At 61.7% G+C, this 19,461-nt stretch carries 19 protein-coding genes, 1 tRNA gene and 2 pseudogenes; 14 read left to right on the top strand and 8 right to left on the bottom strand.

What is annotated here, in order from left to right:
- Positions 1-249 precede the first annotated feature (249 nt).
- Positions 250-1,470, top strand: coding sequence for a PLP-dependent aminotransferase family protein (locus HJB83_RS18265; protein WP_221115734.1), 1,221 nt, complete (start codon positions 250-252; stop codon positions 1,468-1,470).
- Between the two features lie 293 nt (positions 1,471-1,763).
- Here HJB83_RS18265 and HJB83_RS18260 read toward each other — a convergent pair whose 3' ends face one another.
- The gene (locus HJB83_RS18260) at positions 1,764-2,822 is read right to left on the bottom strand and encodes an aldo/keto reductase (RefSeq protein WP_207581032.1); all 1,059 of its coding nucleotides are present in this window, start codon (positions 2,820-2,822) and stop codon (positions 1,764-1,766) included.
- 143 nt (positions 2,823-2,965) lie between these two features.
- Between HJB83_RS18260 and HJB83_RS18255 the strand changes: the two are divergent.
- From HJB83_RS18255 to HJB83_RS18225, 7 genes and pseudogenes are all read left to right on the top strand, one after another.
- A pseudogene (locus HJB83_RS18255) lies at positions 2,966-3,484 on the top strand (TOBE domain-containing protein); the annotation flags it as partial.
- A 561-nt stretch (positions 3,485-4,045) separates the two neighbouring features.
- A complete protein-coding gene (locus HJB83_RS18250; RefSeq protein ID WP_221132044.1) occupies positions 4,046-5,155 on the top strand; it encodes an endonuclease/exonuclease/phosphatase family protein in 1,110 nt (369 codons plus the stop codon).
- A gap of 8 nt (positions 5,156-5,163) precedes the next feature.
- Positions 5,164-5,934 (top strand): NUDIX hydrolase, encoded by a 771-nt coding sequence (locus HJB83_RS18245; protein ID WP_207581030.1) that lies wholly within the window; start codon positions 5,164-5,166, stop codon positions 5,932-5,934.
- 233 nt (positions 5,935-6,167) lie between these two features.
- Positions 6,168-7,079: a PhzF family phenazine biosynthesis protein gene (locus tag HJB83_RS18240; RefSeq protein ID WP_207581029.1), complete on the top strand. Its 912-nt coding sequence runs from the start codon at positions 6,168-6,170 to the stop codon at positions 7,077-7,079.
- 221 nt (positions 7,080-7,300) lie between these two features.
- Positions 7,301-7,376, top strand: a tRNA-Lys gene (locus HJB83_RS18235).
- Positions 7,377-7,530: 154 nt separating this feature from the next.
- Positions 7,531-7,827: a hypothetical protein gene (locus HJB83_RS18230; RefSeq protein WP_207581028.1), complete on the top strand. Its 297-nt coding sequence runs from the start codon at positions 7,531-7,533 to the stop codon at positions 7,825-7,827.
- A gap of 60 nt (positions 7,828-7,887) precedes the next feature.
- The gene (locus HJB83_RS18225) at positions 7,888-8,190 is read left to right on the top strand and encodes a hypothetical protein (protein ID WP_207581027.1); all 303 of its coding nucleotides are present in this window, start codon (positions 7,888-7,890) and stop codon (positions 8,188-8,190) included.
- 252 nt (positions 8,191-8,442) lie between these two features.
- On the opposite strand, the gene HJB83_RS18220 is transcribed toward HJB83_RS18225, so the two are convergent.
- Positions 8,443-8,754 carry a hypothetical protein gene (locus HJB83_RS18220; RefSeq protein ID WP_207581026.1) on the bottom strand — a complete coding sequence of 104 codons (312 nt, stop codon included), beginning with the start codon at positions 8,752-8,754 and terminating at the stop codon, positions 8,443-8,445.
- A 314-nt stretch (positions 8,755-9,068) separates the two neighbouring features.
- On the opposite strand from HJB83_RS18220, the gene HJB83_RS18215 reads away from it, so the two are divergent.
- Complete coding sequence (locus HJB83_RS18215; protein WP_207581025.1) at positions 9,069-9,884, top strand: chromate resistance protein ChrB domain-containing protein; 816 nt, start codon at positions 9,069-9,071, stop codon at positions 9,882-9,884.
- 1 nt (position 9,885) lies between these two features.
- Positions 9,886-11,307, top strand: a complete 1,422-nt coding sequence (chrA, locus tag HJB83_RS18210; protein WP_207581024.1) for a chromate efflux transporter — start codon at positions 9,886-9,888, stop codon at positions 11,305-11,307.
- 91 nt (positions 11,308-11,398) lie between these two features.
- Here the strand turns inward: chrA and HJB83_RS18205 are convergent, their stop codons facing one another.
- Positions 11,399-12,730, bottom strand: a complete 1,332-nt coding sequence (locus HJB83_RS18205) for a hemolysin family protein (protein WP_207581023.1) — start codon at positions 12,728-12,730, stop codon at positions 11,399-11,401.
- A 183-nt stretch (positions 12,731-12,913) separates the two neighbouring features.
- Positions 12,914-13,297, bottom strand: a complete 384-nt coding sequence (locus HJB83_RS18200) for a VOC family protein (RefSeq protein ID WP_207581022.1) — start codon at positions 13,295-13,297, stop codon at positions 12,914-12,916.
- A 316-nt stretch (positions 13,298-13,613) separates the two neighbouring features.
- On the opposite strand from HJB83_RS18200, the gene HJB83_RS18195 reads away from it, so the two are divergent.
- Positions 13,614-13,940 carry an RcnB family protein gene (locus tag HJB83_RS18195; protein ID WP_221115731.1) on the top strand — a complete coding sequence of 109 codons (327 nt, stop codon included), beginning with the start codon at positions 13,614-13,616 and terminating at the stop codon, positions 13,938-13,940.
- 269 nt (positions 13,941-14,209) lie between these two features.
- On the opposite strand, the gene HJB83_RS18190 is transcribed toward HJB83_RS18195, so the two are convergent.
- The 3 genes and pseudogenes from HJB83_RS18190 to HJB83_RS18180 all read right to left on the bottom strand — a co-directional run bounded on the left by HJB83_RS18190 (position 14,210) and on the right by HJB83_RS18180 (position 16,726).
- The gene (locus tag HJB83_RS18190; RefSeq protein WP_221131969.1) at positions 14,210-14,377 is read right to left on the bottom strand and encodes a hypothetical protein; all 168 of its coding nucleotides are present in this window, start codon (positions 14,375-14,377) and stop codon (positions 14,210-14,212) included.
- A pseudogene (locus HJB83_RS18185) lies at positions 14,374-15,581 on the bottom strand (GTP-binding protein). The gene HJB83_RS18190 and the pseudogene HJB83_RS18185 overlap by 4 nt, the downstream one beginning before the upstream one ends.
- 119 nt (positions 15,582-15,700) lie before the next feature.
- Positions 15,701-16,726: a zinc ABC transporter substrate-binding protein gene (locus HJB83_RS18180; RefSeq protein WP_311044138.1), complete on the bottom strand. Its 1,026-nt coding sequence runs from the start codon at positions 16,724-16,726 to the stop codon at positions 15,701-15,703.
- Between the two features lie 102 nt (positions 16,727-16,828).
- On the opposite strand from HJB83_RS18180, the gene znuC reads away from it, so the two are divergent.
- Genes znuC through HJB83_RS18165 form a run of 3 tightly spaced genes read left to right on the top strand, consistent with a single transcriptional unit; the run spans position 16,829 to position 18,955 of the window.
- Positions 16,829-17,752 carry a metal ABC transporter ATP-binding protein gene (gene znuC / locus HJB83_RS18175; protein ID WP_207581018.1) on the top strand — a complete coding sequence of 308 codons (924 nt, stop codon included), beginning with the start codon at positions 16,829-16,831 and terminating at the stop codon, positions 17,750-17,752.
- Positions 17,745-18,560 carry a zinc ABC transporter permease subunit ZnuB gene (gene znuB / locus HJB83_RS18170; protein WP_221131968.1) on the top strand — a complete coding sequence of 272 codons (816 nt, stop codon included), beginning with the start codon at positions 17,745-17,747 and terminating at the stop codon, positions 18,558-18,560. The genes znuC and znuB overlap by 8 nt, the downstream gene beginning before the upstream one ends.
- Positions 18,557-18,955: a Fur family transcriptional regulator gene (locus tag HJB83_RS18165; RefSeq protein WP_207581016.1), complete on the top strand. Its 399-nt coding sequence runs from the start codon at positions 18,557-18,559 to the stop codon at positions 18,953-18,955. Before znuB ends, HJB83_RS18165 begins: the two co-directional genes overlap by 4 nt.
- Positions 18,956-19,222: 267 nt before the next feature.
- Here HJB83_RS18165 and HJB83_RS18160 read toward each other — a convergent pair.
- The coding region (locus HJB83_RS18160; RefSeq protein ID WP_221115728.1) for a hypothetical protein at positions 19,223-19,461 on the bottom strand (239 nt) is incomplete at its 5' end.

Raw genomic sequence — 19,461 nt, 5'->3', positions numbered from 1 at the left:
GGGTCTGAATCAGCCAGTTTCGACTTTGATCAGAGGAATAACCGTTTGATGTGGCTGACGTCGAGCAGCAAATTCGCAACCGATGCCTTCGACGTCGGATGGCGGCTACATCAAGTGAAATCCCGAACATCAAAGGCTTTTGAATATAAGATTCCAACATGTCACCATGACAAGAAAATAGGTCAGCATTGTTGACATAAATTCCCCGGCATGGTCTGCTGCAGGGAATAGAAAATACGAGGAAACCCCATGCTGAACTGGGACACCATGTTTGCGTCGCGCTCGTCGCGCATGCGCGCATCCGAGATCCGCGAGCTTTTGAAGCTTCTCGACCGACCTGACATCATTTCCTTTGCTGGCGGCATTCCGGATCCGGCGCTGTTTCCCGATCAGGAGTTCAAGCAGGCCTATGCCGATATTTTCGCTGGCGCTGCCGTCAATTCGGCGCTGCAATATTCGGTCAGCGAAGGCTACAAGCCGCTGCGCGAATGGCTGGTCCGGCAGATGGCCGATCTCGGCATTCCCTGCGAACTCGACAATGTCTTCATCGTCTCCGGCTCGCAGCAGGGCCTCGATTATCTCGGCAAGTTGTTCCTGTCGCCGAACGATACCGCGCTGGTGACATGGCCGACCTATCTTGGCGCGCTGCAGGCCTTCAACGCCTATGAGCCGGCCTACGACCAGTTGACACCGAACGGCAACCGAACGCCGGACTCCTACCGCGCGGCCGCAGCGGCAGCCGGCGGCAAGGTGAAGTTCGCCTATCTCTCCGCCGACTTCTCCAACCCGACCGGCGAAACGGTCGATCTCGATGGCCGCCGGAAGGTTTTGGCGCTGGCCGAAGAACTTGAGATCGCCGTCATCGAAGACGCCGCCTATCAGTCGTTGCGTTACGACGGCGACCCGATCCCGCCGATCCTGGCGCTGGAGATCGCCGAGAAGGGGCATATCAACGATACGCGCACGATCTATTGCGGCAGCTTCTCGAAGACGCTGGCGCCCGGCCTTCGCGTCGGCTTCGTCGTCGCAAATGCCCCCGTCATCCGCAAGCTGGTGCTGATGAAACAGGCGGCCGACCTGCATTCTTCGACGATCAACCAGATGGCAATTGCCGATGTCGCCGAGCGCGGCTTCGATGCCCAGGTCGCCAAGATCAAGGCCACCTACAGCCGTCGCCGCGACTGCATGCTGGCGGCGCTCGAGAAATATATGCCCAAGGGCACCAGCTGGACGAAGCCGGAAGGCGGCATGTTCATCTGGATCACACTGCAGGAAGGCATGGACGGCGCCAAGCTGTTGGCGAAATCGCTCGAAACCGCCAAGGTCGCCTTCGTGCCCGGCAAGGCCTTCTTCGCCGATGGTTCGGGCGCCAACACCTTCCGCGTCAGCTTCTCGTGCGCCAACGAGCAGATGATCGAGGACGGCATCGGTCGCCTGGGCGCGCTGATTGCGGCCGAGATCGGCGGCTGATCGCTGCAGGTTGCGGCGAGGGTGGGCGTGGCGTGCGCGCGAGCTGGGGAGAAGATGCCGGCAGGCAGATGAGGGGGTGAGCGGCGAACGCCGCGAATGCGCCGAGCGCAAGCGAAGGCAAGCAAAGGCCCGCCGTGTGGCCCCCTCATCCGACCCTTCGGGCCCCCTTCTCCCCGGTGGGGAGAAGGGGGAGCAGCCAGCCAGCGCCAATCAGAAGATCGTCGTCCAGCCTTCGTTCGCCGTTTCGCTCTTGCCGTAGCCGACGCGGTCGACCACGGCGCCGTCATGATCGCCTATCGCTGAAGATGCGGGCCGAAAAGCTCGAGATCGGCTTCACCGAGCCTGTCGCTGACCGTGTTCAGCTGATGCCAATAGGGATAGATCACCGGCGGCAGGCTGACGGCGTCGAGGCGCTTGCGCTCCTCGCCCGTGAGCGTCAGTTCGGCGGCGGCGATGTTGTCGCGGAACTGGGCGTCGGTGCGGCCGCCGATGATGACCGAGGTCACTGCCTTGCGGCCGATCAGCCATGCGAGCGCCACCTGGGCGGCTGAGACGCCACGTTCCTCGCCGATCGCGACCAGCGTCTCGACGATATTCCAGAGGCGGTTTTCGTCGCGGATCGGCGGTTCGGTCCAGCCGGCGAACTGGCGCGTGCCTTCGGGAGCAGCCTGATTGCGGCGATGCTTGCCGGAAAGCAGGCCGCCGGCAAGCGGGCTCCAGACCAGCACGCCGAGGCCCTGGTCGATTGCGATCGGCAGCAACTCGTATTCGGCGTCGCGGGCTTCCAGCGTATAATGGATCTGCTGGCTGACGAAGCGCTGGTAGCGGTGCTCGTTGGCAATGCCAAGCGCCTTCATGATGTGCCAGCCGGAATAGTTCGAGCAGCCGACGTAACGCACCTTGCCCTGCTTGATCAGGGTGTCGAGGGCTTCCATCGTCTCTTCGAGCGGCGTCTGGCCGTCCCATTCATGCACCTGGTAGAGGTCGATGACATCGGTCTTCAGGCGTTTGAGGCTCGCTTCGCATTCCCTGATCAGGTGGTAGCGCGACAGGCCCTGATCGTTCGGGCCGTCACCCATGCCGAAACGGGCCTTGGTGGCCAGCAGCACGCCTTGCGGCCGTTTGCCGGAGAGCACATCGCCGATGATGTTTTCGCATTCACCATTGGAATAAGCATTGGCGGTGTCGATCAGGTTGATGCCGGCATCGATGCACATATCGATCATCTTGCGCGCCTCCGAGACGCCGAGGTCACCGACGGTCTTCGCCCATCCGACGCCGCCGAAGGTCATTGTGCCCATGGTCAATGTGGAGATCTTCAGGCCGGAACGGCCGAGCGAACGATATTCCATTGAAACTCCTCCTTCATCGAAAATGATTGACGTACCGCAAAGCGGCTCGATGGCAATGGCCGGGCGTTCACGCCTGCGTGAAGCGCTCGCGTTAGCTTACGCTTTCAATTAATTCCAAGCGAGGATCATCAAACGGTCTCTTCGCCAATCTCGACCAGCATCTGAAACAGGAGATGGAGGAGACTTTTCGCGAGTTTCACCAGCGCTCCGGCGCGACAATGATCTACGTCACCCACGACCAGAGCGAGGCGATGGCGCTGGCAACCGACGTCGCCGTGATGTCCGAAGGCCGCCTGCTGCAGGTGGCGCCGCCGGCCGAGATCTACGCACGGCCGGAGGGGCATGTTGTCGGAGGGCTGATCGGGCGAGGGGCCGTCCTTACGCTGCCGGTCATGGGAAGCGAACGCCATCTGGAGTGGGACGAGCTGCAGGATGCACTGCAGGCGGCCAATACCGATGGCGCCGATATCCTGGTGCGGCCGGAGGATGTGATCATCGGCGGCGAGGGGGCTCCGGCAGTTGTCGAAACCGTGCTGTTCGAAGGCGAGCGCTATGCCGTCAAACTCACGCTCGGCAACGGCCAGACGCTGCGCGCTTTCAGCCGCGTGGCTGTCTTGCCCGGTGAAGCGGTGCGCGTCGTCATCCGCGCCGGGTGGCGGCTTGATGGAGGAAGTCTCGACTTTTACGGTGAGCCAGTTGAAGATCGGCAATATAAGATTGAAAATCGCGGTTATCTTCTTACGAATCGCCAAAAAATTGAATATCTCTTCCGAATTCGATCTAGCCATCCATGATGTAAAGCAAACGGCTAAGTTATTACGAACGCAATGGACTAAGCAAAACCCCCGCGATAATCAGTTTATTGAGGGACCATACTCGCATTCCAGTTCAAGTAAGGCGTATTCGATCCGTTTTCGTGCTTTCGGCGGTTCTTTTGAGTGCCGCGAGCGTGCTTCAGGGATGCCCATCTTTACAGCCGCAGAAACGGGATGGCGAATGGAAAACCCGAACGTTTAAGCCAAGTGAATTACATGGCAGTTCGAGCAACGGGAGCTCATCGAGCAGTTCCAATAGCGCGCCGAGCCAACCTCACGACTCCGCCACCTCAAGCCCGCCCAGCCATATCTAGGCGCAGAGGGCATTTGTCCGCAACTTTCTTGGCCGCGCCACCTTTTCCTGCGGCGATTGCCGGTTAAGGTACTGCTCGCAACCGGACTCCTGCCATGTCGCTTCGCCTCGCCACCTTCAATGTCGAAAATCTCCTGACCCGTTTCGATTTCACCGGCTTTCGCAACCAGCTACGCCAGGACCGCGTCATCAAGCTTTTCGAGGTGTCGAGCGAGGGTGTCTATCAGCAGCTTGAGCAGGCGCGGGTGATCGCCGCCACCGACGACACCAGGCAGATGACGGCGCTGGCGATCGCCGATGCGGATGCCGATATCCTCTGCCTGCAGGAAATCGATAATATGGCCGCCCTTCAAGCCTTCGAATATGGTTATCTCTTCCGCATGGTCGGAAACGGCTACCGGCAGAAATATCTGGTGGAGGGTAATGACAGCCGCGGCATCGATGTCGCCGTGCTGATGCGCGAGGAAACGCGCGACGGCCAGAAGATCGAGCTCAGGGGTATAAGAAGCCATGCGATGACGACCTATCGCGATCTCGATCTCTTCGACGAGGAGCTGGCGCTTATCAACCGCGTCGACGACAAGATCTTCAAACGCGACTGCCTGGAACTCGATCTTCTGATCGGTGGTCGGCCGTTCTCGCTCTATGTCGTGCATTTCAAGTCGATGGGCAATCCGCGCGACGGGCTGGACGGGCGGCAATCGACGATGCCGATCCGCCGCGCCGAGGCGCGCGCTGTGCGGCGCATCATCGAGGATCGCTTCGGTGCGGATCAAGCCGGCGCGAGGAGCTTCGCCATCTGCGGCGACATGAACGATTATCAGGAGCGCGTCGATGTCATCGGCCGCCGCGGGGCCGGCTATCGTTTCGAGCACCACGATGAGGCCGAGAGCGCACTCGACGTTTTCAGCCATGACGGCTTTGCCGAAAACGTCGTGCGCCGCCGCGAGCCCCTCGACCGTTGGACGCTCTATCACGCGCGCGGGCCGCAGGAGCAGTGGCTCTGCCAGCTCGATTATCTCTGGCTTTCACCTGATCTCGCCGCCCACAATGCCGGCCGCCTGCCGGAAATTGTCCGCAGCGGCCAACCCTACCGCACCATCTTCCCGCCGGGGCAGGAGGTGGAACGTTACCCGCGCACCGGCTGGGACAGGCCGAAAGCGTCCGATCATTGCCCCGTTGTCATGACACTGGATCTCCCCTGAAAGCGAACATGAAAACGAATTTGAACATGAAATTTCCGACGAGCGACCTTTCCGATGATTTCGCCGGCTGGCCGCCGGAGGCGACGGTTTTCCCGATCGCCGGCGTTAATCTGCGCGTCCTGCCCGGCAGCCATCCCTTCGTCCTCGCCGAGGAGGCAGCGATCCGCGAAAACTGGGCCAAGGAAACGGCCGCCAACCCGGCGCTGTTCGATGGGCGCTTGGTGTTCCAGCAGCGGCTGTCGTTCAGTGAAGACGGGATTGCGGGCGAGGGCTACGTTACTCCCTTTTCCGCTTTCATGTGGTGGCGCCGGCAGCCGCAGCGTCAGGGCGGCCTGCATATCTTTGCCTATCCGGTGCTCGAAAGCGCCGACGGCGCGCTGGTGGCGATCCGCATGGGCGCCCACACCGCCAATCCCGGCCAGGTCTATTTCGCCGCCGGCTCGCTGGAACAGGAGGACATCGTCGACGGGCGTTGCGACATCGAGGCCAATATGCGCCGCGAAGTCCACGAAGAGACAGGCCTGGACCTCGCCGACGCGGCGGCCGGGCCGGGGCTCTACGCCAGCTATTCCAGACGCACGGTAACGCTCATGCGGCTCTTCCGCTTCGACATGACGGCGGACGAGATGGTGAAGCGGATCGAAGCCCACATGCTGGTCGCCGAGGACAAGGAGATCGCCGGTGCGGTGGCCATCCGCTCGGCGGACCCCTCGGCGCATCCTTATAACATCTCGATGCTACCGGTGATTAGCTGGTATTTCGGCAAGGCGGGCGCATAAGAGGCGGGAGGCCGACCTCGTCTTTCGAGGCCACTGCGGGGCACTTCAGATGAGGTCGGAGAGAGGTCGCGGCATCCTCCACGCCCCGCATCCTGAGGCACCCAGGCCAAAGACCGAGCCTCGAAGGACAGGCCGCAGCTTTTGCTCCTTGCACCCATGCGGACTTAGCGCCTTGCACTCGGCCGTTTGGTCGGGCAGGTTGGCGGCGCGATGACCGATTCAAGGAGGCCGATGTGGCGCGCAGCTACAGCGTCTATGACGTGTTCACCGATCGAAAGCTTGCGGGCAACCCCCTGGCGGTGATCTTCGACGGCGACGATCTCAGCGACGAGGCGATGCAGGCGATCACCCGGGAGATCAATCTCTCCGAAACGGTGTTCGTGCAGCCTTCGAGCAATCCCGCCTATGCGGCGAAGCTCAGGATATTCACGCCCGGGCGCGAACTGCCGTTTGCGGGCCATCCGACGGTCGGTACGGCGGTGGCGCTGGCCGAGCGGGCGCATGGCGCTGCGACGCTCGATCTCGTTACGGTGCTTGAGGAAAATGTCGGGCCGGTGCGCTGCGCCGTGCGGCTGCGGGAAGGCGAGGCGAGTTTTGCGGAATTCGACCTGCCGCGTAAATCGCAGCCGGCCATCATGCCGCTCGACAAGCTCGGCATGGCCGATGCGCTGTCGCTGAAGGTGACCGAGATCGGCTTCGAAAATCACGTGCCCTCGGTCTGGAGCGCCGGCGTTCCCTTCCTGCTCATCCCGGTGCACGATGTCGGAGCCGCGCAGCGGGTGGAATTCGATCCGCAGCTCTGGGAAAAGATCGTGCCCTTCGTCGACGGTGCGCTTGCCTCGGCCTATGTGTATTGCCGCGGCGGCGTCAACCACGTGGCGAAGTTCCATGCGCGCATGTTCGCAAGCGGCATGGGGATCGTCGAAGACCCGGCCACCGGCTCGGCGGCGGCAGCACTCTCCGGTGCCATCCACCATTTCGACCGGCTGACGGACGGGCATCACCCGATCATGATCGAGCAGGGCGTCGAGATGGGTCGGCCATCCTTCATCCACCTGCATATCGATGTCGACGGCGGGGCGATTTCCAATGCGCGGATCGGCGGCCAGGCGGTGCGACTGGCCAGCGGCACGCTCGACCTTTGATTTCATCAGAGCGCCGCGCGTCCGATAGCTAAGAACGCCTTATCGCTTTGAATCTGCGCATAATCCTTGCCGAAAATCGGTTCCGATGGTCGGGGTTGCGCGCTGCATTGCAGCCATGCCGAAAAATCTTCGCGATTAACCAAAGAAAATTCGCCGATGTGCTGGACAAGCCTGCCGATCCTGTTTATACGCCCCGTCACACCGCGCAACCAAGCGCGAACGGGTGATTAGCTCAGTTGGTAGAGCAGCTGACTCTTAATCAGCGGGTCGTAGGTTCGAGCCCTACATCACCCACCAAAATCTCTTGATAATATTGAATTATTTGAATTCAGGCCGGATTTTCCGGCCTGCCGGAGACTGTTCCGGACTGGGCGGCATGGTCGGGCTGTCCGCAGGTCTGGCAGCGTCGATCTCAGCGCCCTATTTGCTCTCTCATAAGTGGGAGGGGTTCATGAGAAGCGTCATTCTAGCCATTGCGTTGTTGCTGCCGTTGCCGGCCTTTGCCGCTGGGGCGAAGGAGGTCAAGGCAAGCGAGCATAGCTGCAGCGAGCTTGCGCAGATTATCCGTCAGAATAAAAAGGTCTTTGTCCGCGTCGGCTTCGGTGGCCGCAGCTTCCGCTATCCGCCAGCGCAATGCAGCATGGGCGACAAGCGCGCGACGACGAGTTTTCGCGATGCGGGTGGGAAGCAGTGCATTCTCGACTATGTCTGTGTCTTCGATCCCGCGTCGCCCTATAACTTCCCTTAGCTTTTGAGGCATGAATCGGTGCGATGCCTCAACTTCATATCTGCATATTCAGGAGTTTTCATGAAAAGCGTTGTGCTGGCCGTTGCGCTGTTGTTTCCGTCCGCAGCCCTCGCCGTCGAGGCGGTGGAAGTCAATGCCAAGGATCATAGTTGCGATGAGCTTTCCCAGATCATCCGCAAAGACAAAGCCGTTTTCGTGCGCATGGGCTTGGGTGGCCGCAGCTTTCGTTATCCACCGGCCAGGTGCAATCTGGGCGACAAGTACGAAACGGCGAGGTTAAGGGATGGCAACGGCAAAATTTGCCTTCTCGACTACCAGTGCGTGTACGATCCCCAGTCCTTCTATAACAGAATCCCGAAATAATTTCCGATTTCAATCGCTGATTTCAGCGTCATCACCGGCATGCATTCTTCGGTAACCCGCTCAAGAAAAAAGGCCGGGCGAAACTCGCACCGACCCTTCCTCGATCTGTCTCGATAACGGCTGCCAGTACATCCGTGGTCAGCCGTCAGAGACAAATTTATTATCCCTCAAATAGGGTTTGTTTCACAATGTTCAAGAGCCCACGGCAGAAAGAAGCCGGCGCTTTGCCGACTTCTTTCGAGTGAGCAACTGTTACTGCTGGGCAGGCGCCGCCGGCGTGGCCGGTGCCGGTGCTGGTGCCGGTGCAGGCGTTGCAGGGTTGTCAGTCGGAGCGATCGGCTTGGCCGGCGCCGGCTCGGATTGCGTCGTGGAGGCTGTTGTATCAGGGGATGTGCCGGGGGTGCTCCACTGCGAATAGGCGAATGCAGCGACAGCGATAACGGCCAATGCAGCGACCCAGACAACCCACGTATTATTGGTGCGCGGGCTAGGCGTGGTGCGCAGATCCAGATTTGGGTTCAGCGGGCGGTTCGGGTCGTTGGCATTATTGGGGTCGTACGTCATGGTACTTTCTCCTCTTTCGGTGAAAGAAGAATGCCGAAGTGGGCATTTTGTTCCGTGCAGGTGCCGGGAACCGGTTGCTATCAGGGGTTTCCGCGCCGCAGCCCGCCAGAATCGGCAGCCAGGGCCGTCTGCTTGTGGGCTTGCTTGCCCACAGCCGCTCCGACGTGAACGTTGCGCGTCTCTGTTCTATGCAAGCGTCCGCTTGACACGACGGGGTCTGTTGCCCATGGTTTTGCCATGGGGTCGCGATCACCCCACGAGGCGTCATGCTGAAGAATCGCGTCCAATAGTACCGATCAACGGAGGGACGCGTCATGCCGTCATTTCTCGAAATTTCCGCCGAAAAACTCAGCCGCCTCATCGGAACCCCCGGGGCGCCTTGCATTATCGATGTTCGCACCGAGGCGGACTTCGCACTCGATCCGCGCCTGGTTCCGGGCTCGATCCGGCGCGACCATGCCGAGGTCGCGTCCTGGGCGGGCAGCATCGATGCCGATGCCGTCGTTGTGGTCTGTCAAAAGGGCAGCAAGCTCAGCCATGGTGTGGCCGCCTATCTGCGCCATAGCGGGATCGACGCCGAAAGCCTCGAAGGCGGCTTCGAAGCCTGGATCGCTGGCGGAGCGGCGGTGCCTGATGAAAAGCTGCCGCCCCGCGACGCTGAAGGACGCACCGTCTGGGTGACGCGCGCGCGGCCGAAAATCGACCGCATTGCCTGTCCCTGGCTGATCCGGCGCTTCGTTGATCCGGACGCCGTCTTCCTGTTCGTCCCGGCGCCCGAAGTGTGTGCCGTCGGCGAGCGCTTCGGCGCCGTACCCTTCGATATCGAAGGCGTGTTCTGGAGCCATCGCGGCGAGCTCTGCACCTTCGACGTGATGGTCGAGGAATTCGGCCTGGCGTCCGAGCCGCTTCTGCGCCTGGCGCAGATCGTCAGGGCGGCGGATACCGCAAAGTTCGATCTTGCGCCCGAGGCGTCTGGCCTGCTTGCCGCTTCGCTCGGCCTCTCCAGGATGTATTCCGACGATCTGGAGCAGCTCGAGGCCGGAATGCTTCTCTACGATGCCTTCTTCCGCTGGTGCCGGGACGCGACCGAGGAAACCCACAACTGGCCCGCGCCGAAGAAGAGGGCATGAGATGGCCGAGATGACAGACAATGGCCCTACGGGCCAAACGGTGGAGAGAAATGCGGGAGAAGGGCATCACCACGGCGTCTCGTTCGGCGAAGCCTTCAAGGTGTGGCTGCGCGTCGCCGCCTTGAGCTTCGGTGGCCCGGCCGGCCAGATCGCCGTCATGCACCGGATCATTGTCGACGAGAAGCGATGGATCGGCGAGCATCGTTTTCTGCATGCGCTGAATTATTGCATGCTGCTTCCCGGCCCCGAGGCGCAGCAACTCGCCGTCTATATCGGCTGGCTGATGCACCGCACGCTGGGCGGTCTCGTCGCCGGCCTGCTGTTCGTGCTGCCGGGATTCCTGTCGATCCTCTGCCTCAGCTATATTTACGCGGCTTATGGCAGCGTCGGCATCGTCGCCGGTGTGTTTTTCGGGCTGAAGGCAGCGGTGCTTGCCGTCGTCGTGCAGGCCGTCATCCGCATCGGCGGCCGCGCCCTCAGAAACAACGTCATGCTCCTGATTGCGGCCGTGGCCTTCGTCGCTATCTTCTTCTTGCACGTGCCGTTCCCGCTGATCGTGCTTGCCGCCGGCATGAGCGGCTTCATCGGCGGCAGGTTCGGGCTTGCCGCCTTCAGGCCGGGTGGCGGCCACAAGGCTGGGAGCGGTTCGATGCTTTCGGATGCCGAGTCTGCGCTCGGGGACGGCATACCTGATCATGCGCGTCCCAATCTCGCCTGGTCGCTGCGTATGTCGGCAGCTCTGCTTGCTCTCTGGCTTTTACCCATCGCCGCCCTCTATGCAGCGTTCGGGGCACACGACGTCTTCACCGAGATCGGTCTGTTCTTCAGCAAGATGGCGGTCGTCACCTTCGGCGGCGCCTATGCCGCGCTCGCCTATGTCGCGCAGGAAGCCGTGCAGCGTTTCGGCTGGCTGAAACCCGGCGAGATGCTGGATGGCCTGGGGATGGCCGAGACGACGCCGGGGCCGCTGATCATGGTGCTTCAGTTCGTTGGCTTCATGGGCGCCTACCGCAATCCCGGATCGCTCGATCCGATGTTCGCCGCCACGCTTGCGGCAATCTTGACGACCTGGGTCACGTTCGTGCCCTGTTTCCTGTGGATTTTCCTCGGCGCGCCGTTCATCGAAAAACTGCGCGGCAATGTGGCGCTCGCCGGCGCGATGTCGGCGATCACGGCGGCTGTGGTCGGGGTCATTCTCAACCTCGCCATCTGGTTTGGCCTGCACACGCTGTTTGCCGAGGTCGCGACCGTCCGCCTTGGCGGCCTGCGGCTCGATATCCCCGTGCTGCAATCGGCCGTGCCGGCGGCAATGGCGCTGTCGGCCGCCGCCGCCATCGCGATCTTCCGGTTCAAGACATCGGTCATCACGACGTTGCTTGCCTGTGCGATATCGGGAATGCTTTGGACGCTGGCGGTAAGCTAGAGCGCTTTCAAAGGTCCGCAGCGGTAGCGTCCAGAATAGCGCAAAAATCAGTAAACTAAGCATTTCTGAGTGGGAGAAAAACCGAAATTCTTTAGGCTCCCACCCCGTCTGCGGGGATGCGCGTCGCCAGCATCTTGTCGATGCGCATGCCGTCCATGTCGAGCACTTCGAAACGCCAGCTGTCGAACACGAAGGTTTCGCCGGCTTCGGGGATATGCTGGAGCTGGTGCAGCGCGAAGCCCGCAAGCGTATGGAAATCCGCATCCGGGCGATCGCGCAGGCCCAGCCGTTCGAAGGCGTCGAAGGCCGGCATCATTGCATCGATCAACAGCGATCCGTCTTCCCGCACGACGATGTCGGGCTCCTCATTGGATCCCGGCAGATCGCCGGCGATGGCTTCGAGCAGATCTGTCTGGGTGACGATGCCTTCGAGGCTGCCATATTCGTCGATAACGATGGCGAGCCGGACAGGTGAGGCCTTGAAACTGTCGAGCACACGCACGACCGAGGTGCCCTCGTGCAGCACCAGCGGTTGCTTGATCACCGCCATCGGCCGGACCTTGCCGCCGTCGAGAACCTGGTCGAGAAGATCCTTCTTCAACACCATGCCGATCGGTTCGTCGATCGAGCCGCGGGCGACCAGCAATTGTTCGTGGCTGCATTCGCGGATGGTTTTCAGGATCTCCGCCTCGCTGTCATCGGCGTCGAACCATTCGATATCGAGACGCGGGGTCATGATGTCGGAGATCGGCCTGTCGCCGATGTTGAAGACTCGCTCGACAAGCTGCTGCTGCACCTGGTTGAGAAGGCCGGCCTCCTGGCTTTCGGCGACCAGCAGCTTGAGCTCCTGCGGCGAATGGAACGACGATTCCCCGGTTCCGGCACGAAGACCCACACCCCGCAAAACCAGGTTCCCCATGCCGTTCAGAGCAAAGATCGCCGGCTTGAACAGCACCAGGAAAAGCCCGAGCGGACGCACTACGGCAAGCGAAGTGGCTTCGCTGCGCTGAAGCGCCAGGCTTTTCGGTGCAAGCTCGCCGAGCACGATGTGGAGTGCTGTGATGATGACGAAGGCAATGACGATGGCGACGGTATGTGCACCTGTGGTCGCCCATTGTCCGGGCAGCCAGGACAGCAGAGGTTCGACCAGGTGGGCAAGCGCCGGTTCGCCGACCCAGCCCAGCGCCAGCGACGAGATGGTGATGCCGAGCTGGGTGGCTGCGAGGTTGGCGTCGAGATTGTCGACGGCGCGCTGAAGGGCTGAGGCATTCATGCGGCCGGCCGCGGCAAGTTCGGTGACACGACTGCGCCTCACCGAGACCAGCGCGAATTCGGCGGCGACGAAGAAGCCATTGGCTGCGACGAGAAGTAGCACGGCTAGTATCCCGACATAGTCGAAGAGCCCGCCCGCGGATTCGGACATGTTTTCCCTACCTCTGAAATGATGCTAGCCCGAAACTACACGCTCGCACACATGTAGCAAGGCGCAGCCGCCGTTCTTCCAGTGATGATGCCGATGCCGGCCCACCGCGTCAGATGATGTGCGCGGTTGCCCGATGCGGTGCACAAGAGGGCGCAGCCGACCGCATGATCGATGCCGTGGCGTTCATCTCTTCGGCGCCTCGAAGAGTTCGATCGGGTTTCCGGCCGGATCATCGAGCACGATCTGCTTGCCACCCATGCCTTGCACGATCTCGTTGCGAAAACGCGCGCCCGCCTGGCGCAGCGTCGCGACCTCCGCCTCCAGGTCGCCGACCTCGATCTGGATGCGATTCCATCCGCCGGGTTCAGGTTTTCGCCCGTCGGGCATTGGCTGGGAAGCTCCGCCCGGTCCCGTCGTGCCGCTGACGAGCAGACGAAACCCGTCCTTGGTCAGGATGGCGAAGGAGGGCGCGGGGTGAAGCGCAATCGAGAAGCCAAGATGTTTCGTATAGAATTCCAACGCGGCGTCGACGTCGTCGACGATGTAACGCATGCTGATGCCGGGCATAGGTTTCCTCCATTGTTATCGAGCGATCCCGCACGACGGTCCGGCGGCGCAAAGCTCCTGATCGGGTCCGCGGAGAAACGCTCCATGATTTTGAATCTGCGCCCAATCCTTCCGAAAATCGAATCCGATCTTCGGACTCCGCCGATCACGACGTCTCGAATAAAACGGCTGCTCGGCATGGCGTATAAGGCTAATCTAAAATATAAGCGCCGAGCTACAGGCTACAGATTCCGTTACGAAAGTTTAATTTAAATTTCAGTTTCGGTTCATCTTTTCGGGCCTAGTTCTCTCCCGTGCCCAACACGAGGAACCCCACATGAAAAAGATTTTTGCAGCTCTCCTTTCCGCTTCCTTCCTTCTCTCCCCGATGGTTGTCTCCCAAGCCAGCGCCGATGATTATCGCCGTCCGCCTGTCGTCGTGCAGAAGAAGGTGATCGTCGAGAAAACGGTCGTCCGGCCGCACTGGAAGAAGGGGTACCGCGTCAACGCCAGCGAGCGCCGCCGGTTTCACGACGTCAACGACTACCGCCGCTACCGGCTGGCTGCGCCGCCGCGCGGCTATCGCTGGGTCCGGGCCGACAACGACTACCTGCTGATCGGCGTCACCAGCGGTGTGATCTCCAGCATTATTGCTGGTCGCTGATTGGTGGATATGAGGAGGGCGGCTTCGGCCGCCCTTTCAGATTTTGGGAGTAATGTGGAGATCCTGGCTGGAGTGGGTATTTTGTCTCGATAGAGCGCCATCGCTTCCCCCACTGCTCATTCCTGTTCCTGTCACAGGAATCCAGCCACCGCGCGTCCGCGCGGTAAGGACTTGGGCGCTCTGGATCCCTGTAGCGAGCACAGAGATGAGGGTGGGCTGGATCCCTGTGACGAGCACAGGGATGAGGGTGGGGTGAGGTGACGCCTGCGCTAATTCTTCCGGCGCACGGCGGCGATGATGCCAAGCAACCCCTTCGGACTTCCGGCATCGACCTTTACATCCTCATCATGCGCCGACGGATGCAGCCCCTTGATCGGTGGCAACGGATAACACTCCGTGCAGACGCAGCGGTAGGGTTTGATTGCCGTTGCCTTCATGCCGCCTGGCGGTTCCAGCTGGCGAAAGGGTCGGGCAGGTTTCGCCAGCGCTCGGGCGCGAAGACTTCGGTTTCGACGAGACAGGCGTCGAGCTCTCTTCTGATCCAGGTCTCGTCCATGGGGTCGGCGCCGATGAAGACGATCTCCTGGCGACGGTCGCCCCAGACGGGGTCGAGATAGGGGCTGATGGCGCGCAGGAAGCCCGGCTCGTCCGGCCATTGTTCGCGCGGCACCGATGCCCACCACAGACCCATCTTGCCGGTGCGGACGATCGCGCCCGCCTGGCTGATTTCGCCGACGTGATGCGGGCGCGTCGCCAACCAGAAGAAGCCTTTGGCGCGCACCACGCCCGGCCATGTCCTGTCGAGAAGGGCTTGCAATTTTGCCGGATGGAAGGGACGCTTCTCGCGATAGACGAAGGAGCGGATACCGTATTCTTCGGTCTCCGGCACATAGTCGCGGAAACCGTGCAGTTCCTTGTACCAGAGCGGATGGGTCTCCGCCTTTGATATGTCGAAGCGGCCGGTGCCGAGCACCTCCTTGAGCGCCACCCCTTGCCGAAATCCGCCTCGATCAGCTTCACATCGGGGTTGAGGCCGATGATGATTTTCCGCGCGGCGTCGCGTTCCGTCTCACTTGCCGTGCCGATCTTGTTCAGCACCACGATATCGGCGAATTCGATCTGCTCGACCAGCAGGTCGACGATGGTCCTGTCGTCGCCGTCGCCCGCCGTTTCACCGCGGTCGGCGAGGAAATCGGCCGATGCGTAGTCGGCGAGCAGATTGGCGGCATCGACGACCGTCGCCATCGTATCGAGCCTTGCGACGTCCGAAAGGCTTTGGCCGTTCTCGTCGCGAAATTCGAAGGTGGTGGCGACGGGCAGGGGCTCGGCGACGCCCGTGGATTCGATCAGCAGGTAGTCGAAGCGGCCCTGATCGGCGAGCTGGCGTACCTCCTTCAGCAGGTCGTCGCGCAGCGTGCAGCAAATACAGCCATTGGTCATCTCGACCAGTTGCTCCTCCGTGCGCGAGAGATTGGCGCCGCCATCGCGCACCAGACTAGCGTCGATGTTCACTTCGCCCATGTCGTTGACGATGACGGCGACGCGCAGACCCTCGCGATTGGCGAGCACATGGTTGAGTAGCGTCGTCTTGCCGGCGCCGAGAAAACCTGAAAGCACCGTGACGGGAAGTCTGTTGTTCATGGGACCTCATCAGATTATTATTAATGTTATATCATTACCTATGAATTGCCGAAAAAAAGCGGAACGGGGTTGTCCGCCTCTTTCCGCCTCAGCTCTCTCCGCGCGTCGCCGCATGGTGGTCATGCGTTGGAGAGACAGTCCTTCATGCTGTTGGCGATGCCGCGCATGAGGGTGAAGTAGAGATCAGGACCGGCCTTCAGCGTAGCGGCTTCGGGGTCGAGCACGGCTGACTTGGCGCGTGTGCCCTCGATGACGACATCGACGAGCCGCGGCTCGAACTGCGGCTCGGCAAAGACGCAAGTTGCGCCAAGCTCGCCAACCTTGCTGTGGATTTCCGAGACGCGCTCGGCGCCGGGGATGGTTTCCGGGCTGACGGTGATCGAGCCGGCGACGCGGATGCCGTAGCGGTGCTCGAAATATTGGTAGGCGTCGTGGAAGACGATGAAAGGTTTGTCCTTGACGGGAGCGACGGCGGCGGCGATCTCCTTGTCCAGCGCCGTCAGCCGGTCGTCCAGCGCCTTGGCATTGGCCTGATAGGTCAGCGCATTGGCGGGATCGGCGGCGACCAGCGTCGTGGTGATCATGGTGGCCATCGCCTTGGCGTTCATCGGATCGAGCCAGAGATGTGTGTCGAAGGCGCCGTGGTCGTGATCATGGTCGGCTTCGGCGCCATGTGCGGCTTCGGCCTCGCTATGTTCATCGCCGTCGTCATGCGGCTCGAATGCGCCGCCCTCGCGAAACGGCAGCTTCACGAGGCCGGGCGCGTCGTCGAGTGCTGCGATGCTGGCATCCGAACCCAGAGCCTGCAGCGGTTTTTCGAGGAAGGCCTCGAGGCCGGGGCCAACCCAGAAGATCACCTTGGCTTCCTGCAAGGCCCGCGCGTTCGAGGGCTTCAGATTGTAGGTGTGCGGCGAGGCGGCGCCGTCGACGATCAGTTCCGGCTCGCCCACACCTTGCATGATCGCCGAGACCAGCGAATGGATCGGCTTGATCGAGGTGACGACGACAGGCGCATCCGCCGCACGCATCGTGCCGGCAAAGAACAGAGCGGGGATTACCAAAGCCGGGATTGCCAAAGCCGGGATTGCAAGAACCGGCATTCTGAGGGCCAGCATTTTGAGGGCAGACCCCAAGGCGCGTTTCATTGGCATGCTCCGCTTGAATTCAAATTGTTATGTTATTACATCAATTGCGTTATGCTATAACGTGTGCGATAGCAGGACGCAACAGCACTTTCGGAAAATTTGATGCTCTCTCCCGCAAAGCCCCCCGCTGGTATCAGGGCCGAACCGCTGGTTTCGCTTGAGAATGTCGGCGTCCTTCGCAACGGCCGCTGGCTGGTGCGCGGCGTCGAATTTTCCGTGTCGCGCGGCGAGATCGTCACGCTGATCGGGCCGAACGGCTCCGGCAAGTCGACCAGCGCCAAGGCGGCGATCGGCGTGTTGAAGCCCAATGAGGGCAGGGTGGAGCGCAAGGCCGGCCTCAAAGTGGGCTACGTCCCGCAGAAGCTCTCAATCGACTGGACGCTGCCGCTTTCGGTGCGCCGGTTGATGACGCTGACCGGCCCGCTGCCGGAGCGTGACATGCTTTCGGCGCTCGAATCCGCCGGCGTCGCTCATATGCTTGATGCCGAGGTGCAGCATCTCTCCGGCGGCGAATTCCAGCGGGCGCTGATGGCCCGCGCGATTGCCCGCAAACCCGATCTGCTGGTGCTCGACGAGCCGGTGCAGGGGGTTGATTTCTCAGGCGAGATCGCGCTCTACGACCTTATTAAGTCGATCCGCAATGCGACTGGCTGCGGCATCCTGCTGATCTCGCACGATCTCCACGTCGTCATGGCCGAGACCGATACGGTCATCTGCCTCAACGGCCATGTCTGCTGCCGCGGCACGCCGGAGGCTGTCAGCCGCAGCCCGGAATATGTGCGCCTGTTCGGCAGCCGGGCGGCGCAGACGCTTGCCGTCTACAGCCATCACCACGACCATACGCACCTGCCGGATGGGCGCGTGCAGCATGCCGACGGCACGGTCACCGATCACTGCCACCCCGACGACGGACATCACGCGCATGACCACGATCATGCGCACGACCACGCTCATGATCATGACGATCACCATGGACATGAGCACTCGCATGCCCATTCTCACAGTGGGGAGGGCCGCCATGCTTGACGATTTCTTCGTGCGCGCCATCCTTGCCGGCGTCGGCCTGGCGCTGACGACGGGGCCGCTCGGCTGCTTCATCATCTGGCGGCGCATGGCCTATTTCGGTGATACGATCGCTCATTCGGCGCTGCTCGGCGTCGCGCTGTCGCTGCTCTTCGAACTCAATCTGACGCTGGCGGTCTTTGCCGTCGCCGCGCTCGTGTCGGTGCTGCTGCTCTTCCTGCAGAAGCGCCAGGCGCTGTCGGCCGATGCGCTGCTCGGCATCCTCTCGCATGCCACACTGGCAACCGGCCTGGTCATGGTCGCCTTCATGAGCTGGGTGCGGATCGATCTCATCGCCTTCCTGTTCGGTGATATTCTCGCCGTTTCCCCGACCGACATCGCGCTGATCTGGGGTGGCGGGCTCTTCGTGCTCGTGGCAATGGCCTGGCTCTGGCGGCCGCTGCTCGCGGCAACCGTCAATGCCGAGCTTGCCGAGGCCGAGGGGCTGAAGCCGGAGCGCGCGCGGCTGTTCTTTATGCTGCTGATGGCCGTCGTCATTGCCATCGCCATGAAGATCGTCGGCATCATGCTCATCACCTCGCTGCTGATCATTCCGGCGGCTGCGGCTCGGCGCTTTTCGGCGACGCCGGAGATCATGGCGGTGCTCTCCTCGCTGATCGGAGCTGTGGCCGTTGTCGGCGGGCTGTTCGGCTCGCTCACCTACGACACGCCGTCGGGCCCCTCGATCGTGGTCGCGGCGCTGATCCTCTTCATGTTCAGCCTGCTTCCCGTCAGGCGGCACCGCGCGGTCATGCAAGGACAAGGCTCATGACGACACCGCAACTCACCAAGAACCAGTCGCTGGTCTTTGATGTGCTCGAAAAGGCCGAAGGGCCGCTCAGCGCCTATACCATCCTTGACAAGCTACGCGACCACGGTTTTCGCGCGCCGCTGCAAGTCTACCGGGCGCTGGAAAAACTGCTCGAATACGGCGTCGTGCACCGGCTCGAAAGCATCAATTCCTTCGTCGCCTGTGCCCATCCCGGCGACGACTGCCACAGCCACGGCATCGTCGCCTTCGCCATCTGCGAAAGCTGCGGCCAGGTGACGGAATTCCACGACCACGAGGTCGACCACCGGCTGATGAGCTGGGTGCGCGGGCAGAAGTTCAAGCCGGAGAAGACGACGATCGAGATCCGCGGATTGTGCGAGACCTGCGCGGCGTGAAGCGAGGGATGCCCGCAAGCCTCAAATGCGCTGAGCGTAGGTGAGGGGGCTACACGGCGCATCCTTCATTACCCTTCGCTTGTGCAGAGTGCATTCGCGGTTTGCCCCCATATATGCAAGGCTGCAGGCTCGCGCTCGCCGAGCGGCGGTAACGATCCGCGCGTTGGTTCCCTCACGGTACTTGCTACCGATCGATATACAAAGCGATGACTCAAAAAGGCGAGGCCGGAGACCGGCCTCACCTTTTTCGTTTCTGCGCGGATAAGCTTAGTCCGGCTTGGATTCAGAGCCGCCCTTGCCGGAGCCGCCGTTGTCGCCCTTGCCGGAGCCGCCATTGTCGCCCTTGCCGGAGCCGTTGCCGGAGCCGCCATTGTCGCTCTTGCCGGAGCCGCCATTGTCGCTCTTGCCGGAGCCGCCATTGTCGCTCTTGCCGGAGCCGCCATTGTCGCTCTTGCCGGAGCCGCCATTGTCGCTCTTGCCGGAGCCGCCATTGTCGCTCTTGCCGG

Source organism: Rhizobium sp. NZLR11 (genome assembly GCF_019685115.1).
In the GTDB taxonomy this organism is placed as follows: domain Bacteria; phylum Pseudomonadota; class Alphaproteobacteria; order Rhizobiales; family Rhizobiaceae; genus Rhizobium.
Note: the sequence above shows the minus strand (reverse complement) of the source record. Positions and strands in the feature narration are given on the sequence as shown.

Excerpts from the sequence above, each read along its gene's own strand:
- HJB83_RS18195 (WP_221115731.1), top strand. The coding sequence starts at position 13,614 with ATGAAAAAGATTTTTGCAGCTCTCCTTTCCGCTTCCTTCCTTCTCTCC.
- HJB83_RS18180 (WP_311044138.1), bottom strand. The coding sequence starts at position 16,726 with ATGAAACGCGCCTTGGGGTCTGCCCTCAAAATGCTGGCCCTCAGAATG.
- HJB83_RS18230 (WP_207581028.1), top strand. The coding sequence starts at position 7,531 with ATGAGAAGCGTCATTCTAGCCATTGCGTTGTTGCTGCCGTTGCCGGCC.
- HJB83_RS18245 (WP_207581030.1), top strand. The coding sequence starts at position 5,164 with ATGAAAACGAATTTGAACATGAAATTTCCGACGAGCGACCTTTCCGAT.
- znuB (WP_221131968.1), top strand. The coding sequence starts at position 17,745 with ATGCTTGACGATTTCTTCGTGCGCGCCATCCTTGCCGGCGTCGGCCTG.
- HJB83_RS18190 (WP_221131969.1), bottom strand. The coding sequence starts at position 14,377 with ATGAAGGCAACGGCAATCAAACCCTACCGCTGCGTCTGCACGGAGTGT.
- HJB83_RS18200 (WP_207581022.1), bottom strand. The coding sequence starts at position 13,297 with ATGCCCGGCATCAGCATGCGTTACATCGTCGACGACGTCGACGCCGCG.
- HJB83_RS18260 (WP_207581032.1), bottom strand. The coding sequence starts at position 2,822 with ATGGAATATCGTTCGCTCGGCCGTTCCGGCCTGAAGATCTCCACATTG.
- HJB83_RS18205 (WP_207581023.1), bottom strand. The coding sequence starts at position 12,730 with ATGTCCGAATCCGCGGGCGGGCTCTTCGACTATGTCGGGATACTAGCC.
- znuC (WP_207581018.1), top strand. The coding sequence starts at position 16,829 with ATGCTCTCTCCCGCAAAGCCCCCCGCTGGTATCAGGGCCGAACCGCTG.
- HJB83_RS18215 (WP_207581025.1), top strand. The coding sequence starts at position 9,069 with ATGCCGTCATTTCTCGAAATTTCCGCCGAAAAACTCAGCCGCCTCATC.
- HJB83_RS18250 (WP_221132044.1), top strand. The coding sequence starts at position 4,046 with ATGTCGCTTCGCCTCGCCACCTTCAATGTCGAAAATCTCCTGACCCGT.
- HJB83_RS18225 (WP_207581027.1), top strand. The coding sequence starts at position 7,888 with ATGAAAAGCGTTGTGCTGGCCGTTGCGCTGTTGTTTCCGTCCGCAGCC.
- HJB83_RS18165 (WP_207581016.1), top strand. The coding sequence starts at position 18,557 with ATGACGACACCGCAACTCACCAAGAACCAGTCGCTGGTCTTTGATGTG.
- chrA (WP_207581024.1), top strand. The coding sequence starts at position 9,886 with ATGGCCGAGATGACAGACAATGGCCCTACGGGCCAAACGGTGGAGAGA.
- HJB83_RS18265 (WP_221115734.1), top strand. The coding sequence starts at position 250 with ATGCTGAACTGGGACACCATGTTTGCGTCGCGCTCGTCGCGCATGCGC.
- HJB83_RS18220 (WP_207581026.1), bottom strand. The coding sequence starts at position 8,754 with ATGACGTACGACCCCAATAATGCCAACGACCCGAACCGCCCGCTGAAC.